Origin of the sequence: Virgibacillus halodenitrificans JCM 12304, assembly GCF_001310895.1 — a bacterium.
Classification (GTDB): Bacteria; Bacillota; Bacilli; order Bacillales; family Amphibacillaceae; genus Virgibacillus_Q; species Virgibacillus_Q halodenitrificans.
In genome coordinates, this window is the sequence record NZ_BAZS01000005.1 from 1 (window position 1) to 16,762 (window position 16,762).

23 protein-coding genes and 2 pseudogenes are annotated in these 16,762 nt (G+C 35.5%); 24 read left to right on the top strand and 1 reads right to left on the bottom strand.

Translation table 11 applies throughout. The features are described 5' to 3' along the window. The 24 genes and pseudogenes from JCM12304_RS04055 to JCM12304_RS19925 all read left to right on the top strand — a co-directional run. The coding region (locus JCM12304_RS04055; protein ID WP_157360423.1) for a zinc ribbon domain-containing protein at positions 1 to 256 on the top strand (256 nt) is incomplete at its 5' end. 355 nt (positions 257 to 611) lie between these two features. Further along, positions 612 to 1,103 (top strand): hypothetical protein, encoded by a 492-nt coding sequence (locus JCM12304_RS04060; protein ID WP_218185768.1) that lies wholly within the window; start codon positions 612 to 614, stop codon positions 1,101 to 1,103. Between the two features lie 134 nt (positions 1,104 to 1,237). Further along, complete coding sequence (locus JCM12304_RS04065; RefSeq protein WP_060678635.1) at positions 1,238 to 1,663, top strand: YhfM domain-containing protein; 426 nt, start codon at positions 1,238 to 1,240, stop codon at positions 1,661 to 1,663. Positions 1,664 to 1,769: 106 nt separating this feature from the next. Then, on the top strand, positions 1,770 to 2,243 hold the full coding sequence (locus JCM12304_RS04070) for a hypothetical protein (RefSeq protein WP_060678636.1): 474 nt from the start codon (positions 1,770 to 1,772) through the stop codon (positions 2,241 to 2,243). A 209-nt stretch (positions 2,244 to 2,452) separates the two neighbouring features. Further along, the gene (locus JCM12304_RS19915; RefSeq protein WP_238538273.1) at positions 2,453 to 2,539 is read left to right on the top strand and encodes a putative holin-like toxin; all 87 of its coding nucleotides are present in this window, start codon (positions 2,453 to 2,455) and stop codon (positions 2,537 to 2,539) included. Between the two features lie 377 nt (positions 2,540 to 2,916). After that, positions 2,917 to 3,195, top strand: coding sequence for a hypothetical protein (locus JCM12304_RS04075; protein WP_060678637.1), 279 nt, complete (start codon positions 2,917 to 2,919; stop codon positions 3,193 to 3,195). 182 nt (positions 3,196 to 3,377) lie between these two features. Further along, positions 3,378 to 3,563, top strand: coding sequence for a hypothetical protein (locus JCM12304_RS19480; protein WP_172675249.1), 186 nt, complete (start codon positions 3,378 to 3,380; stop codon positions 3,561 to 3,563). Positions 3,564 to 3,665: 102 nt separating this feature from the next. Next, a complete protein-coding gene (locus JCM12304_RS04080) occupies positions 3,666 to 3,899 on the top strand; it encodes a YczI family protein (RefSeq protein WP_060678638.1) in 234 nt (77 codons plus the stop codon). A gap of 146 nt (positions 3,900 to 4,045) precedes the next feature. Beyond that, on the top strand, positions 4,046 to 4,888 hold the full coding sequence (xerA, locus tag JCM12304_RS04085; RefSeq protein ID WP_060678639.1) for a site-specific tyrosine recombinase/integron integrase: 843 nt from the start codon (positions 4,046 to 4,048) through the stop codon (positions 4,886 to 4,888). A 56-nt stretch (positions 4,889 to 4,944) separates the two neighbouring features. Continuing rightward, positions 4,945 to 5,103, top strand: a complete 159-nt coding sequence (locus tag JCM12304_RS19280; protein ID WP_157360425.1) for a hypothetical protein — start codon at positions 4,945 to 4,947, stop codon at positions 5,101 to 5,103. A 204-nt stretch (positions 5,104 to 5,307) separates the two neighbouring features. Continuing rightward, complete coding sequence (locus JCM12304_RS04090; protein ID WP_060678640.1) at positions 5,308 to 5,829, top strand: GNAT family N-acetyltransferase; 522 nt, start codon at positions 5,308 to 5,310, stop codon at positions 5,827 to 5,829. A 375-nt stretch (positions 5,830 to 6,204) separates the two neighbouring features. Next, positions 6,205 to 7,457, top strand: a pseudogene (locus JCM12304_RS04095) (aminopeptidase). Between the two features lie 300 nt (positions 7,458 to 7,757). Beyond that, positions 7,758 to 9,205 (top strand): annotated as a pseudogene (locus JCM12304_RS19920) (family 20 glycosylhydrolase); the annotation flags it as partial. Between the two features lie 249 nt (positions 9,206 to 9,454). Continuing rightward, the gene (locus JCM12304_RS20460) at positions 9,455 to 9,736 is read left to right on the top strand and encodes an FIMAH domain-containing protein (RefSeq protein ID WP_440130096.1); all 282 of its coding nucleotides are present in this window, start codon (positions 9,455 to 9,457) and stop codon (positions 9,734 to 9,736) included. Between the two features lie 382 nt (positions 9,737 to 10,118). Continuing rightward, positions 10,119 to 10,565: an effector binding domain-containing protein gene (locus tag JCM12304_RS04110; RefSeq protein WP_060678643.1), complete on the top strand. Its 447-nt coding sequence runs from the start codon at positions 10,119 to 10,121 to the stop codon at positions 10,563 to 10,565. 193 nt (positions 10,566 to 10,758) lie between these two features. Next, entirely contained in the window at positions 10,759 to 11,367 is a 609-nt protein-coding gene (locus tag JCM12304_RS04115) for an MOSC domain-containing protein (protein WP_060678798.1), read from the top strand. A 152-nt stretch (positions 11,368 to 11,519) separates the two neighbouring features. Next, positions 11,520 to 12,047 carry a GNAT family N-acetyltransferase gene (locus tag JCM12304_RS04120; protein WP_060678644.1) on the top strand — a complete coding sequence of 176 codons (528 nt, stop codon included), beginning with the start codon at positions 11,520 to 11,522 and terminating at the stop codon, positions 12,045 to 12,047. A gap of 117 nt (positions 12,048 to 12,164) precedes the next feature. Further along, positions 12,165 to 12,464 (top strand): TIGR04104 family putative zinc finger protein, encoded by a 300-nt coding sequence (locus JCM12304_RS20275; protein WP_060678645.1) that lies wholly within the window; start codon positions 12,165 to 12,167, stop codon positions 12,462 to 12,464. A 134-nt stretch (positions 12,465 to 12,598) separates the two neighbouring features. Continuing rightward, positions 12,599 to 13,024 carry a VanZ family protein gene (locus tag JCM12304_RS04130; protein WP_202395581.1) on the top strand — a complete coding sequence of 142 codons (426 nt, stop codon included), beginning with the start codon at positions 12,599 to 12,601 and terminating at the stop codon, positions 13,022 to 13,024. Between the two features lie 56 nt (positions 13,025 to 13,080). Beyond that, a complete protein-coding gene (locus JCM12304_RS04135) occupies positions 13,081 to 13,683 on the top strand; it encodes a DedA family protein (RefSeq protein ID WP_060678647.1) in 603 nt (200 codons plus the stop codon). Between the two features lie 245 nt (positions 13,684 to 13,928). Next, complete coding sequence (locus JCM12304_RS04140) at positions 13,929 to 14,342, top strand: hypothetical protein (protein ID WP_060678648.1); 414 nt, start codon at positions 13,929 to 13,931, stop codon at positions 14,340 to 14,342. 31 nt (positions 14,343 to 14,373) lie between these two features. Further along, positions 14,374 to 14,778, top strand: coding sequence for a hypothetical protein (locus JCM12304_RS04145; protein ID WP_060678649.1), 405 nt, complete (start codon positions 14,374 to 14,376; stop codon positions 14,776 to 14,778). Between the two features lie 55 nt (positions 14,779 to 14,833). After that, a complete protein-coding gene (locus JCM12304_RS04150) occupies positions 14,834 to 15,262 on the top strand; it encodes an RDD family protein (protein ID WP_060678650.1) in 429 nt (142 codons plus the stop codon). 38 nt (positions 15,263 to 15,300) lie between these two features. Next, positions 15,301 to 15,435 (top strand): hypothetical protein, encoded by a 135-nt coding sequence (locus JCM12304_RS19925; RefSeq protein ID WP_256200757.1) that lies wholly within the window; start codon positions 15,301 to 15,303, stop codon positions 15,433 to 15,435. Between the two features lie 259 nt (positions 15,436 to 15,694). On the opposite strand, the gene JCM12304_RS04155 is transcribed toward JCM12304_RS19925, so the two are convergent. Beyond that, a complete protein-coding gene (locus JCM12304_RS04155; protein ID WP_060678651.1) occupies positions 15,695 to 16,564 on the bottom strand; it encodes a DMT family transporter in 870 nt (289 codons plus the stop codon). Positions 16,565 to 16,762: the final 198 nt, after the last annotated feature.

The window sequence follows — 16,762 nt, forward strand, 5'->3', positions numbered from 1 at the left end:
GTGGTCCGAGTTCAGAAAAATGCTTGAATATAAAGCGAAATGGTACGGAAAACAAGTTGTGACTGCAGCTAAAAGTTTTGCTTCAAGTCAGCTGTGTTCCAATTGTGGTCACAAGCATAAAGACGTTAAAAATCTTGCTTTGCGTGCATGGGAGTGTCCGATGTGCAAAACGCATCACCAAAGAGATATTAACGCAAGTATCAATCTTCGTAACGAAGCATTACGATTAACCGCAGGAACTGCGGGGATAGCCTAATCCAAAACTAACCGTTAGGTTGGTGTTCTTAGGAATCTCCCACTTCAATCACACCGTAAGGTCGATAAGTGGTGGGTAGTTCAATTGCAATGTTAGGCGTATTTGTAGGTATGATCGCTTAGGATATAATCCGTTCAGGTGAAATAAATTGGAATAACATTGGCTTGCTTACTACAATTGTATTTCTTATTTTGCTTTTTATATTGGGAATAAGTTTGTATAAGAAAAAGGATGAAAATTAGTGGTGGACTTCTATGCCATAACATGGGATTAGGTAATTGCGGAGAACTGAAAAGGAGGATTAATTATCCATAAACTATATAAGGTAGTTCTGCTGCTAAATGTTATTTTTTTGGTGTCTTGTCAAACACATGCTAAAAACATGGAAGAACCTTATGAGGGGACATCATTAGAATTGGCAGTGGTCGGCAAAGAACCTGATGTGAGAGAGAAACAGTTAAACTTTAGTGAAATATCGTTAGAAGAACTCTATAACACTCCAACTGATAAATACGATGCAGTTTTTATTATGAAGGAGCATTTATCTGAAGCGTCCAAAGAAAAATATATTGAAATGTACAGAGATAAAGAAATGCCATTCTTTTTTGTAGAATCAAAAGCAAGTCATGTTCCTTTTATAAAAATGGAGAATCCGGAATCTTACGAGCAAACAGCTGAAAAAATTGACGATACACAAAATTTTATCTCTGGAATTTTGTATGTAGGCGGAGAGAAAGAATACCGTAGTTGGAAATTTTCCTACCCTATCCAGGATAGTGAAATTATACGAGATAATGTTCAAGGTATATATAGTGCAGTATTTAAAGTTACTGATGATTTGAAGTAGGAATCTAGAATAACGGGTAAAATGCTTGTGAAAAAAGGTATGAATTATGGTAAGTTATTAAAAGTCTATTGTGCAACAAACGGGCCATTTTGTAGCATAAAATTAGCTGGTAAATTTGATTAGGGGAGATATTTTTGAAGAAAATTACTTTATCACTTACTTTGTTTTTTTGTGCTTTACTTTTATTTGCTTGCCAATCTCAAGAAAAGGAAATGACTATGTTAGATGATATTTCATCGATTTCCATTTCCAAATCTAGTGGCTATGGTGGAATAAACGAAAATTATATTGCAACAATTGATAAAGACTCAACCATATCAAGGTTTGAAGAGTCTTTGGAAAATGCAGAAGGTAGGGAACAGAAGGTTAATGTCGATACTGAAAAGCCTGATTATGATATTTTAATTCGCTATGAAAATGGGGAAACCCACGGATTACATCTTGTGCTTGGTAATGCAGGAGAAAAAAGTAGAGTAATGTATGTTGGTCACGAAAACAACGGTTTTGATATATCACCTGAAGGTACAGAGGTATTAAAAGATGTCTTGGATAATCAATAAATGTGTACTGCAATCGGGCGCAGTTGTTGAATAACCACCACTGTGCCTGAATTGGGCCATTTTTGGAATAACGGATCCTGGTAATAAAAAGGGGGATGGAGAGATTTTGATTGATTTAAAGGAAGCGTACACTCCTAGGCCTATAAGTTTCTTGGAATTATGGGAGTATGAAGGGTGGAAAATGAAGGTGTATGGCATTTCGTCTACAGGAGATTATCCGAGGAAAAAACTTGTGGAAAGGGCAAAGGAGACAGCAATGGATATACTCCCCGTTCCAAGTGTAACTAATACACACTATGGAGCAGGTTTTATCGGTGTTCATGAAGGAGAGGGTGCAAGTTTTATTTTTATTGATTGGTGGACAAATGAAAATGAATTAATGCACCATGTTTATGTTGGACCACATGAGGAACCTGGTAATTTTGAATATGTTACTCCTAAAGGACTGATAGCCTGTTGTTGGGACCTAAAGGTGCTTAGTTTTGAGAGAGATAGTTGGGTGGATCAAATATTAAACAATCCAACAGGTGCACCAGATATTGAAGGATATTTAAATTGTCGTCTAAATGAACTTGTTTAACTAACGGACATCTAGATCTTATAATATTATTCCAGAAAAGGGTGCAGTTGCGGGAAATCGTAAGTGTAACTTCTATATTTTAGGAATATGCTTTATTATTTTTAACAAATAATTCAAGTGTAGGTTATTCGGTGCTATAATTAAAGAACAATAGCATAATTGATTGAATCAAGGGTGGATCGGCGCACTCCCGAAAGGGGGTGGTGCTAATGACAGTTGCAGAGGGATTAATCGTGATGATTAGCTTCGGAGCGTTAATAGTTGCAATTATGTCAGACAAAAATGACAAAAAATAAAATCCACCCTTGAGTGTACGGCTCATTTTGGGTGGATTTCCATTCTTAACAGTGCCGATCCCCCTTGTAGGGAATCAAGCTATTGTTAGACCGGAGATGGTTGCACATCTTCGGTCATTTTCATTTTATTCAACATCTAATCTTACTATACCCTTTTTTCAACAAAAAGAAAACATCTGAGTTTATCATTTAATAAAATTATTCCAGAAAAGGTACGATTATCGTATAAAGTGCAAAATTGAACCATTATGTTGAAGTTACAAGTAATTCAGTTTAAACATAGGAAAAGGGGAGGAAATTTAGACACTAGAAGGAGTTATGTAAATGATGCATTCACATGATATAATGATGTTAGTAAATACAAGGCGGTGTTTAAAATGAGCGTTAATCGTGAAGAGTTAAAACAGTTAATTGACAATATTCACGAAGAAGATGCAGCTGAAGTATATGATTTTATTGGATATCTAAACATGAAACGAGAAAAAGAAGCCATTGATCAATTTGATTTAGACCTATTTACCGGGGATAAGGTACTCATCCGCCAAGTACAGAAAAGTCAAGAAGATCGCATAAATGGACGTATTTACAATCAAGAGCAAGGACTAAAATATCTTCGGAATACAATTAGGGAGTTCGAAAGTGAGCAAAACTTATAATGTCTATTGGTCACAAACTGCTCTTGATGAATTGAGTAATATCCTTACATATCCTACCCCCAATAATAACTAACCCACTACTTTCAGACACGAACTACTTCACAATCTGGGCCTGTTTTACAATATAGGCAGCAGCTTCTTTAAGATTTGTGCCCGATTGCATTATACTCCAATCACTGAAGATGTTTAAATGGTTCGTTGAAAATCGCTTTAAAAGCTTGGAATTATTTATTATACTGATAGCAATTGTGGTGGTAGTTAGCTTGATAATGGGCATCTACTCTACCAACAAACATTTTAAGGTGAAAGAACAAGAAAGATTAGAGTTGGAACGAAAAAGACTGGAATTAGAAAAGAAAAAGGCTTAGAGAAACGTTAATTTTGTTTAGCTAAAGGGCGGTCTGTAATAAATGATAGCTCCCCATTTGCCATTGTTGGGACCAGTTTGGTGAATTAGAAGGGGTGATCTGTTGCTAAGAATTCTACAATTTATATTTGCTGTATTAGGCATTGCTTTTGCAGCATATGGACTTATTACAGGAAATTTTCAATTCCAAAATTATATGATGTTGTCCTTAGGTCTAATGTTTCTAGTAATGAGTATTCAGGAATTTAAAGAAGATAGAAAGGCGTATGGTTGGCTACTCTTGGTAACTTCTCTATTTACTTTGTTCGTTACAGTTCAAGGATTCTTATTAAGTTAATGGGCGCTTATCTTAAATAGAGAAGGCGCCTAAACTGAATTTTCACCATCAATCTAGGAATGTTGCTTCTATTGTTGAATAAATGATGTTTAAGTAGACCATACTAGAATCAGTTTAATTGATTCATAGTATGGAGGCGTGGAAAATTGTTGTTGTCTGAAGCATGGGAGAAGTATCATTCTGATAAGAGAATTGAAGGCTATTCTTCGCTTACTTTGAAAATGTACAGGTTTCAGTGTAACCTTTTAAAGCGTTATTTCGGAGATAGTAGAATGAATGAAATTAACACAGATCATTTGAAGCAATACTTAATTGAAGCAGGAGAACACTTAAAACCCTCTAGTTTAGGGCATCGTATACGATTCATTAAGTCGTTATTTAAATGGGCCCATGAGGAAGGGTATATTTCGAAGAATCCAGCTGCAAAACTTAAAGAACCTAAGCTAGGTCAAAGAATTCCAAAGTTTCTTTCCAAACTTGAAATTGAACATCTTCGCGAAGGGTGTCACACTCCGATGGAAAATGCTTTATTCGAGTTTTTCTACTCAACTGGCTGCAGAATTGGAGAAGTTGCAAAGTTAAACAGGGAAGATATTAATTTCCCAGGAAATTCCGTCATCGTACACGGGAAAGGAGATAAAGAAAGGGAAGTTTATTTTAATATACGCTGTAGTATTTGGTTGAAAAGGTATCTTGAGAAACGCAATGATGAGGAAGATTGTTTATTCGTTACTGAACGTAACCCCAAGAGTCGTATGAGTGTGGATTCACTAAGATATGTTATTAAACGTATTTCCAATAGGGCTGGTATCAAAAAAACGATTCACCCACACCAATTGAGGCACAGCTATGCAACGCATATGGGTGATAATGGCGCTCCACTCGAAGTGATTCAAAGTCTTCTTGGGCATGAAAAAAGTGAAACAACAAGGATCTATGCGCATCTTAGTGGGAAATTAAGACATGACTTTTATAGTAAATATTTTTAGAACCACAGGAACATTTATGTTACCGAACATATAAGGGGAAATAAGAGCAAAACTTAATGGAGGTGCGTTATATGCCCCTCCCCGAAATAATTATAAAGGAAATTGATATGTTGAGTGAAGAAGATAGGAAAAAGGTGCTCGACAAAATTAAAGAAAAATATATGGCTATAGATGCTCTTTTACTAGGCGGAAATTCCTCCTGGTGGGCTTTGTAGCATCTAATATCTATTTTCACTTGTCCCTGTTAATATCAAAGTTAAATAAGGAGCCCATCTTTACCTAACTAGTGGTATTGCAGCATAAGGAATTGCAAAGTAATTTAATGATAATCCTTTTTCCGTAGAACGTCCTATGTCATAGAAAACCATAAAACAACGATTATTTAAGATTTTTTGGTTGATCAGTAAAGGAAGTGTACAATGGGTATTAATTTTATAAAATTAACAAAACCATCTCCAGCAATTGTAGATGTTTTTAATCGTTGGGAAAATGATCCTGATTTAGTTTACTTAACTCGGCCAAACCAAGATCAATCAGAATTAGAACGTCAAGAACCCCTTACGTTAGAAGCTTTGGAAAATCGTTTAAAGCACCAATATATTTATCTAATATACGATAATGACTATTTGATCGGTGAGATGAATTATATGATTGATCCAAGCCATCTTTATAGAAAGGTTCCTGGAACTGGATGGTTAGGAATAACGATAGGTGAATCGGATGGCCGGGGGAAAGGCATAGGTTATACAGCGATTCAATATTTGGAAAAACAGATGAAGGCACAAGGGCTTAAACGTATTGAATTAGGTGTGTTTGAATTTAACAAAGCAGGTCAGAAATTATATCAGAGGCTTGGTTATAAGCAGATTGGACTTATAAAAGATTTCACCTATTATCAAGGGAGTATGTGGTCAGATATCCGAATGGAGAAGTATCTATAAAGAGCAAATTCCAACATATTCGCATTTGTTGTATGAGGATTGCTCCTTAACAGAGCTTTTTTGGGTAATTCTAATGAATACAAAAGTACGGAGAGTTAGCTTTGTTACAGGAATTCCTTTTCAGTTTAATTATTACTTTTTTTATAGTTTTAATTCTAAGTTACATAGGACAAAGATTAATTGTAAATAGAACTAGACTCGATAAAAAAACTTTTCTTGTGGTGGTTATACAAAGTTTAGTTATATCATTATTATTAACTTACATTGTTTAAAAAAGGGCCAGGATCTGGAGCTCTGGGTGTAAAAAGTTATTTTAATAATGCGATTTTTAGTCAGATGGCTTGTATGCAATAAAAAAGTAAGGAGCTATGTGTGATGATTAAAGGAATATATGAGCTTGTAAGCGAAGAACAGTTGAAAAAATACGCACAGCTAGCTGTGCGTGCTGGTGTAAATGTGCAGAAGAATCAATTAGTCATTATTCATAGTGATATTAAAAATGCCCCTTTTGTACATCTAATCCAAAAAGCAGCATATGGGGCAGGAGCTTCTAATGTAGTGATGGATTGGACAGATGAACAGTCTGTTAAAGAATTTTATCTACATGCAGCAGACGATGCCATCGACCATATTCCTGACTGGGAGGCTGCCCGCTTTAATGAGTGGGACGATGCTGGAGTTGCTTACATCCATATTATTTCTGAAAACCTAGATGTCTTTAAGGATGTCTCTACAGAACGAATGAGTCGGTTCCAAAAGGCCTCACGTACGAAATTGCAGGAGCATCACGCAAAGATTAGATCTCACAAGTTGCGTTGGTGTCTTCTAACTGTTCCATCTCTCCAATGGGCAACCAAAGTATTTCCCGACTTGCGTAAAGAAGAAGCGCTACAATCCTTATGGCAAGTGATCTTACAGGGAGCTCGGCAGATGGAGAAAATCCAATAAGAGACTGGACAAATCATGACAGAGCTTTTGAGTCCCGGAAAAAATTTCTAAATGACAACCAATTTGAAGCATTGCATTTTAAAAATAGTCTAGGAACTAATTTATTAATTGGCATGCCTGAAAATCATTGCTTTATCGGTGGTGGGGTTATAGATGAAGAAGGGCTCCCTTTCTTTCCAAACATACCTACGGAAGAAATATTTTCTGCACCCCATAAAAATAAGGTGAACGGTAAGCTAGTGGGCACAAAACCACTTATTTATGAGGGAAGCATCATCGATGACTTTTACCTGGTTTTTAAGGATGGAAGGATTACCGACTATTATGCCGCAAAGGGAGATGAAGTGTTACGGAATCTTATCGAAACAGACGAAGGTTCACATTATTTAGGTGAAATTGCCTTAGTCTCTAATAAATCGCCTCTTGGCCAGGCAGATACTCTTTTTTACAATACCTTATTCGATGAAAATACAGCCTGCCATATTGGAATCGGCAACGCCTCCCCATCCAATCTTCAAAATGGCAGCAACCTATCAGAGAAAGAGTTGAAGGAAGCAGGACTTAATACTTCAATCTTGTTAGTCAATGTTACCTTTGGGAGCGAAGATATGGAAGTTACGGGAATTAAAAAAGATGGGACTGAAATCCTGCTAATGCAAGATGGTGATTTTCAATTCTAATTTTGCTCTTCTTTAGTATTAACTAAGAGATGAAGGTGAGTGTGAAAATAATGAGTTAAAATGACCATTGTCCTCCCCACAATGGAGTGCTAACATTAAAATAATTATACTAATTTACATATTACTAGTTCGAATGGACATGCTGACAAGTAAATTTTTTTTAGTTATGTATTTCAAATTAGAGGTGGTGAATTGAGTATAAAGCTACTGTAGAAGCGTTCGCTGTTTTGTACATGGTTTGTACTAAATGAGGATGAATTCTCAAAAAAATTAGGAGGAATTACTTTGAGAAATATTACAATGGTTGTTTTGTCATTTTTCGTTATCTTCTCTACACTTGTAACCCCAGCTTTTGCTGAGGAGCAAAAATCACTAAATGAGGAATTAGCAAGCTCAGTATTACCAATTCTACAATCGTATGAAACCGATTCCAATTATTCGACCTGGAAAATGGATGAATCTACTAGACTTGTAATTCCAGCTACGGATAAATACATAGAAAATAAACGACTTAAAGAAGTTGTAGAATTAGTATCAGCTGAGTTATTAGAAAAAGGAATTCCTGCAAAATCAGAAATTGAGAAAGTATATGCTGAGAATTCGGAAGTAACACCCCAAGATATTGTTATAACATTAGCGAACAACAGCCAAATTACAGAAGAAAGTAATAGTGAAGAAGCCTATAAGATTGAAATTGACGATGATGGCGTAAAGATAGTAGCTGCTTCGGAAAATGCCGCGTTGCATGCTTTACGCACAATTCAGCATTTAATGATTACGAACAACAATACGCTGGTTTCTGGAACAATTATTGATTATCCTGAATTAAGAGAACGCAGAGTTCATTTAGATATGGCAAGAAAATATATAACCAAAGAATGGATTATCCAACATATAAGGGAAATGTCTTATTTTAAAATGAATGCGATTCAACTTCACTTCTCGGAAAATATGGGCTTTAGAATAGAAAGTGAAACAGATCCTGCAATCGTTTCAAAAGATGGCTATTTAACAAAAGATGAAATCAGAGAAATTATAGCAGAAGCCAATAAATATGGAATTAAAATCATCCTTCTTTAGATACACCAGGGCATACAGAGCATATTTTAAAAGTTCATCCAGAGTTTGGACAAGTTGATAAATACGGAAACCATAGCAAGGTCGCTTTAGATATTACAAATCCCGAAGCAGTAGAGTATGTCAAAAAGCTTTATACTGAATACATGGATCTATTTGAGGGTAGTACTGATTTCCATATAGGCGCTGATGAATATATGGAATTCGATAGGGACCCATTTATTTCAGACTATAAGCCAGTTTTAAATGAGTATGCAAAGGAAACATTAGGTGAAAATTATATATGGAAAGACGCAATGGCTAACTACATTAATGATATAGCAGCCCACGTGTATGAGGGTGGATTCAAGCCGAGAATTTTTAATGATGCCATTTACTATGGAGAAATAGATAAAAATTCGTGGGAACCAGTTGAACCAAAGCAAAAAGTAGATATGCACGATTATATAGGAATTGATTTTTGGTCACAAATGGGCTGGAATCGCAGCATTGCCCCACTAAGCGCATTTGTGAAAAGAGGTCATGAGGATATATACAATATGAATGCAAGTTATTTCTATTATGTGTTAAGGAATGAAAAACCAGATGATGGACGTAAGCAACATTCATTTGATTATCTAAATCAAGATAAAAGAATATATGAAGAATGGACACCTGGAAAATTCCAAGCAAATACTGTGGATGATGATTCACCTTTTATTAAAGGTGCAGCATTAGCCATTTGGAGTGATAATCCGGATTTGGTTGGAGAGGACGTTATTACTGAAGATATTGCCGATGAATTACGTTCTTTAGCCTCTAAGTCCTGGAATACCTCGAGCAATGACATTGCGAATTTTGTTGCTTTCCAAGAAAACTATGAAAAACTTGGGAACGTTGCTGGTTTTGAAAAAGGAAGTGAATTGCCTGACGTACAATCTGTGAAACCAATAGAAAAAGCTGAAAATGTTGCCGATTTACAGGCACTCGTAGAGCAACTATTTGATAAAGGGGAGATTGACCGTAAAGCTGTTCACCAGCTTACAGTTCACCTGAAAGTAGTGAGTCATTTCGAGGATAAACAATTCGGTGATAAAATCGTCAAACACTTAAGAGACTATAAGTCATTGCTTGGTCGTATGCAGGAAAAGACACTACTATCCGAAAATGCATACAACACTTTAATCGCTAATACCGATGCTTTAATAGAAGAATGGGAATAGTTATTAGGCATCTTTTATTTCCCGAGGTTTTTCAAACATATTCTGGAGCTAGCATTCTGAAAAAGAATGTTAGCTTTTTTCATGGGGGGATTCTGGGATGAGGCTGGAAAAGCGAAAATGGATGCCAAAATATAAACATTGGAGTAAACACGGGAAATGTTATAATTGAGGAAACTTAGATTGTAAACCTTTGTGCATATGCTTTTATAAGATTAAATAAATGTTCTTTCAGAATAGGTAAGTACAAATTATGAAATAAAAGGTATGCTTAAATCAAGCCATTTTGTTCAGGAAACCTATTAAGTAAAACGAATCTATAATAAATTTTATGATTTTTGCAATAATCATATTTTGAGTATTTACAAAGAAACGGGGGAGACCGATGGAATGCAGAAAGGTTAACGAAATCTTTAGAGTTGTAGGAATAAAAGGTAGTGGAGTCTATGCCAACCTCGATACAGAAGTTCCAAAACTTGCCCGGGAATTTCTAACTCGTTTAGATGAAGTTGAAAATCATTCGGGTACTGAAATAGCTCTTTTTGAACCGAAAAGGGATGCTAAACATCAGGAAGGTCACTATTATGTCGGAATTATTGTTAATGAGTCTCTGAAAAATATTCCAGTTGGAATGGATTATATTGAAACCTCCCAAACATATCTCACGACCAAGGGGAAAATAATTAATATTGATAACCTATATAGATATTTATCAAAGTGGGCATATGACAAGGGTTATAAAAGGAATTTAGAGTCTTATATTGTGGAAACCTATCATCCTATGGTTAATGGTGAGGAGGAAGTAGTAATTTATTTTCCAATACATCTATAGATTATATCTAAATGTATTAATTTTATGAGTTTCTTACTTTTTAAGCAGAGTAGCTAAGAAGCTGATGAGTTATTCAATTAGATGGCGCGTTTATGGGAACAAGCAATAAACTATCAATCTGGAGGTGTGCAAGCAATTGCAAGATACTTTAGTAAGAGAGTTAAAGGGTTTTTCTATTGGTTTACCGAAAGTAATGAAGTACGAGGAGGATAAAGAAATAAAAACGGGAATTTGTAAACAAGCAACAGATGAAGCATTCTTACACAAGGGGGGCTTCCATGGAGATGATGTTGCAGACTTGCGGTATCATGGTGGGCCTGATCGTGCCGTATGTGTATATCCCTTTGAACATTATGCGCATTGGGAAAAGGAATTTGGAAAGCCCTTGCCTCAAGCGAATTTTGGTGAAAATGTAACTGTTACGAAGATGCTTGAAAAAGATGTACATTTAGGGGATATTTTTCGTATTGGAGAGGCAGTCATCCAAATCACTCAAAGCAGAATTCCATGCAGTACGATTACAAAGAGAACGAATAATCCTTCTCTACTAAAGAGAATGATACAAACAGGTTTTACCGGCTATTTATGCCGGGTTTTAGAAGAAGGCATTGTGCGTCAGGATTCTCGAATTACATTATTGGATCCTCATCCAAAACAGGAATCTGTTCTTTATAGCAATGAGATTTACTTCCGGGGCCAAAAGAATGTGGAAGGAATGAGAAAGGTTTTAGCCGTAGAGGAGTTGGCGACAGAGTTAAAAGAAACCTTCGAAAGCCGATTAAGTAAGCTTGTCCATCTCTAAGAATATACGAATGGTTTAATTTACATACTGGGAAGGACTCACCGGGCCTACATTTGAATAAAAAGAGCCCATGATTTTCTATTGTATGATATTTAACAGACTAAAGAGGCGGCTAAGTCACTAAATATTTCACATTCAAAGGAGGAGTTTCTTTGAAGATTTACACTGAAAGATTATTAATTAGGCCATTTGAAAATAATGATATAGATGATGTATTTAATATTTACAATAACAATAATACATGTAAATATCTTTTGCATGATAGGTGGACAGTCGAAAATCTTGAGAAAGAGTTTAATAAGAAGTTAGATAATAGTGCACTAACAAAGGAATCAGTATTGAGTTTGGCAGTTGTAAATGGTACTAAAGTAATTGGTGATCTATCAGTATGGTACACCGATATGAAGGATACTGTTGAAATTGGTTTCAGTTTTTTAAATACAGTGTCAGGTAAGGGCTATGCAACTGAAGCCACAAGAAGTTTAGCCGAAAATCTATTCAATGAATTTAATGTTCATCGAATACAAGCTAACCTTGATGCTAGAAACGAAGCGTCAAAAAAATTATGTGAGCGTATAGGTATGAGAAAAGAAGCTCATTTTATACAAGATTTTTGGAATAAAGGGGAATGGACAGATAGCATTGTGTATGGGATGTTGCTTTCAGATTTAAATAAATGATAAGTTAAATAACGTCAATAATAACAATTTCTCAAAAATTGGACGCACTTTTTAATTAAATAAGTTCTTGAGGATCAGACAATTTGGTAGATATTATTGAGATAAGAAGGGATATATGTGCCTGTATGTGAGAACTGTAACTATAAATGGACGTATGGCCAAACAACTATAGAACAGCTTAGGCTTAGGAAAGGGATGAGATGTCCCAATTGTCATGAAAAACAATACTCTACTAAAAAAAGCCAGGCAATAGACGTGATTATAAGTTTAGTTCTTATTTTTACATTAGTGACTGTTAAAAATATGGATCAGCCATCACTTGTTAACATCTTTTTTTATGCAGTGGGAATCTTTACGGTACAGCAACTCGTTCGCCCTTTCATCACTTCTCTTTCTAATACAAAAACCACGTTGTAAGAATGGGCATGGCAGGAAAAAAAGTATGAAGCTGGAGCTTTACATTAATTGTTATTAATAAATCAACTATAATTCAGATAGAAGTGAGGAAGAAAGTGGAAAAGTTCATAAAGGTTATTTTAAAAATTAGCTTTATGTTTTATCTAGTTGCATTGGTAATACTGTTGTTTATAGGGAACAGAGGTTATTTGTATACAGACCTAACGCTTTTGGAATACATGAAAACCTCTTCAAATTTTGTTCCCTTTAAAACGATTAATACATATTTTACGGCGTTCGTTGATAATAGTATGAATAGGAATATTCCGATTAAAAACCTCGTTGGTAATTTATTTATGTTTTTGCCAATGGGTATTTACCTGCCATTTCTTATTAAGAAAATAGCAGGACTAGGTAGATTTGTTCTTTCCATGATTGTCTTGTTATTTTTCATTGAAGTGATTCAATTAGTAACAAGAAGAGGAAGCTTTGATATCGATGATTTTATCCTGAATATGATTGGAGCTTTAATTGGCTTTGCAATATGGAAGACGAAATATATTCAAAAACTACTAAACTAGCATTGGAGTAAACTAAAAAATCGGATGCACGAGGAGTAATGTAAAAGGGGAAGCGTATGGAAAATTGGTTAACAGATATTATGAGTGAATTTGGTTATATGGGGATTATGTTTCTCATCGCCCTTGAAAATATTTTTCCCCCAATCCCGTCTGAAGTCATATTGACGTTCGGAGGCTTTATGACAACCACCTCTAAGCTGAGCGTAATAGGAGTAATTACCTCAGCAACGGCTGGTTCGGTCGTAGGAGCTATTATTCTGTACATGATAGGTCTGCAACTTGATGTCGCAAAGTTAGAAAAGATTGTTGATAGATGGGGGCACGTTCTTCGAATAACAAAAAAGGATATCCATAAGGCGGATAGATGGTTTGATAAATACGGTCCTTGGACAGTCTTTTTCTGCCGTTTCGTTCCATTAATACGAAGTTTGATTTCTATTCCTGCTGGGATGTCAAATATGAATGTTGGTTTGTTTCTTTTATTCACTACGCTAGGTACTTTGATTTGGAATATTGTTCTTGTGAATTTAGGTGCGTCTCTAGGCAATTCCTGGGAAGTAGTCGTAGAATATATGGGAATCTACTCCAAAGTGATTTACGTTGTATTGCTTTTACTTGTTGCTATTTTATTGTACCTATTTATAAAAAGAAGAAGGTAAGGCTTAATTAGTGAAACCTTTTACTGGAAAATTTCGTAAGTATTTTTAAGGGCTATATTTAGTGATGAACAACGGCTAAGATAGCCCCACTTTATATATCAGGCTGAATCATTGCTATGTACATAAGAAAAATAGCTAAACATAGGGTTAAATATCTGATTATTTAAAATGTTAACTATTACCCGGTAACTTTTTTAAGATAAGAGAACACTTTATTATCTAACCAACCTAAAGGAGGTTTGGATATGGGTGGAAAATTAATTTCAACTTTTGTATTACTACCCCTGTTATTCACCGTCGGTTGCTCTGATCAGAAGGTGATAAATGTTCATGGAGAGAGCCAAAATTGGAGCTCAAGGATAGCCTATGAAATAGGTGAAAACGAGCAAGTAGGAAAGGGGGAAATGGAATACATTGACAGTGAGCAACTGAAGAGTCTTTCTTATGAAATCAACTATCCCGAAACATTTAGTGTAGGTGGATCTGGTAATAGAAGAAATATAAAAGAAGAGGAGACCACTTTCCAATTGTCCGTTAGTCTGCCTGATGACAATGTTGATGTGTTACCTGATAAAGTCGGGGACATAACAATAACAGTGATGTGGGAGACTGTTGCAGGTGAAAGCTTTGAAGAAACCATTGAATTTTCTAGTGAGTAAGCAGTTTAGTTGGAGCATGGGGAGTAGTAGAATGAAGCAAACTGAAAAAGAATTATTAGTAACAGCAATTTTACTTTGGATTGTATCTCTGATAATTAATTACATGGAGATTGACAAGATTTATAGTGTTTATGCAGTTATTTTACTATATTTACTTAAAATAGGATGGGACTTTTTTAATAAAAAAACATATGGTGACACCACAATGCTTTTTGGAGCTATATTAATTTTGATATTCATTAGTAGAGCAGCATTACTTCCAGAGGAAGCTTTGTATAGCATACCTACAGTGATGGCAATTATTTTTATGAAGATTGGATGGGATGTAGCTACTAGTAAAACGAGAAAAGAAGGCAGATATATAAACACGTTAAAGTTTGGAGTTCTTACTTTGCTAGTATTCCTATTCATTAAGCTGCTCTATCCGTTTGGATGATTAAGGATAGTGAGACATAAAAATAAATTTATGAAAAAAGGAGGAAGATATAGATATGACTATTACTAATCCAGCAGGCTTTCAAAATAGATTTTTAGCAAGAGTTTTAGATTCACTGATTATTTTTATAGGTGTTGGAATTATTTCGTACTTTATTTATGGGAAATTCTATGATTCTGAAATCATCTATCCAATTGATTATGCAGGGCTAATATATGGTATTTTATTACCCATCATCTGGTATGGATACACTCTAGGTAGAAGAATGGCGGGCAATCGTATTGTTAGGGTAGATGGAAAAAAGGTCGGTATTGGTACGATGCTACTAAGAGATATTTTGGGAGGTATCATCTACATTTTAACATTGGGAATAGGTTTAATCATAAGTGCGTTTATGATCGGTATAAGAGAAGATAAGCGTACCATTCATGATTTAATTGCACAGACCTATGTAACAACAGAGCCATCTAAAAAGCGCCAATAGTAAAAGCTTCAGAAAAGAATAGCCAGAGGAGGAATACAGTGGAAGATCAATATTTCGTTGGTTGGGGAACGCTAATGCTTATTAATGCTGGATTGGCACAAGGTAAAAATAGATCGGGTCTGAATTGGTTTCTCATTTCTTTATTACTCGGTCCATTAGCAACGCTATATTAGTGTTGATGGAAAAGTTGCCAGAAAAAGACTGATAGATGGGAAGGATATTGCAGGTACGCATAGATACATAACGATTCATACAGCGAGGTTTTTACATGAAACGGAGAAATAAACAGTCAAGGGCGCAGAAAGAATTAGCCTTTAGAAAGAGGAGATTGGCTAAGTCTGTTGCAAAGCCGTTGCAATATAGGCTCATCTCCCCCTAAGTGAAGTGTAGATTATAAGTTGTTAAGTAAGTACTTACACTTTTTAGACTCCCTCAATTAGACTGTTTTACACTAAGGATAGTGATTGTAGCTAGGATAATTACCATTCCAAAAAATTGAATGAGAGTCAGTTGATCTCCTAACAGCAAGACACCAAATAATGAAGCTGTTACTGGTTCTACCATGGCAACCATTGAAGCAGTTGTAGGGGCAGTCTTACGTATCCCAATTACATAAAATATAAATGAAATTCCGGCACCCAAGATTCCAAGTAAAAGAAACAAACCTATATCGACAGACGTCAATACAGTAGCGGCTTCATTTTTATCAACAAATAGAAAAAGAATGAGACAAAATGAAAAAAAGGCGAGGGTTAACGTAGTCTGCGGTTTACCTATGGAAGAGGCATTTTTAAAACCGAATATAAACAAAGTATATGATAGACCCGCAGAAAGCCCAGCTGCCAATCCGAGAAAACTTACTGCCCCTGAATTGGTATTGTAGGTGCCTGTAAGTAAAATTATTCCTACAAGCACACTAAAAATGCATCCCCATTTAAACCAAGAGGAGCGTTCTATACGTAGAAAAAAAGAGATTAATAGAACAAACACAGGTGCAGTGTACATTAATGTAGCTGCAACGGCCACGTTTGAAGATTCGATACTAAGAAAGTAAAGCGTGAAATTTCCTGCTACACCAATACCAGCAACTATGGACCATAAGTATAGACGACTGGATGTGCTCTTATTTTCTCTAAAACGAAAGATAAACCATGCGAAAAAGCATATAAACCCAATAGCTCCTCTGTAAAATGAAATTACAATAGGATTCCAGCCTCTCGTCATTAAAATATCGGCAATTCCCCCACTTATGCCCCAGCATATAGCTGCCAGCATAACCAATCCTACACCTGTGTATTTCATCTTGTACCTCCTTCGATTGTTCTTCTATTAGAAATAGAATGTAACTAAAATAGGTAAAATCGACGGTTGAATTTGAGCATAGTTAATAAAAGTGTACAAAAGTGTTTCCTTTTAATTCGGATACCTAAACCTACAATGTCACAGTCACATAATAAGTAACGAGGTAAAGAGGAGATCCTTAACCTGTATTTGGAAATT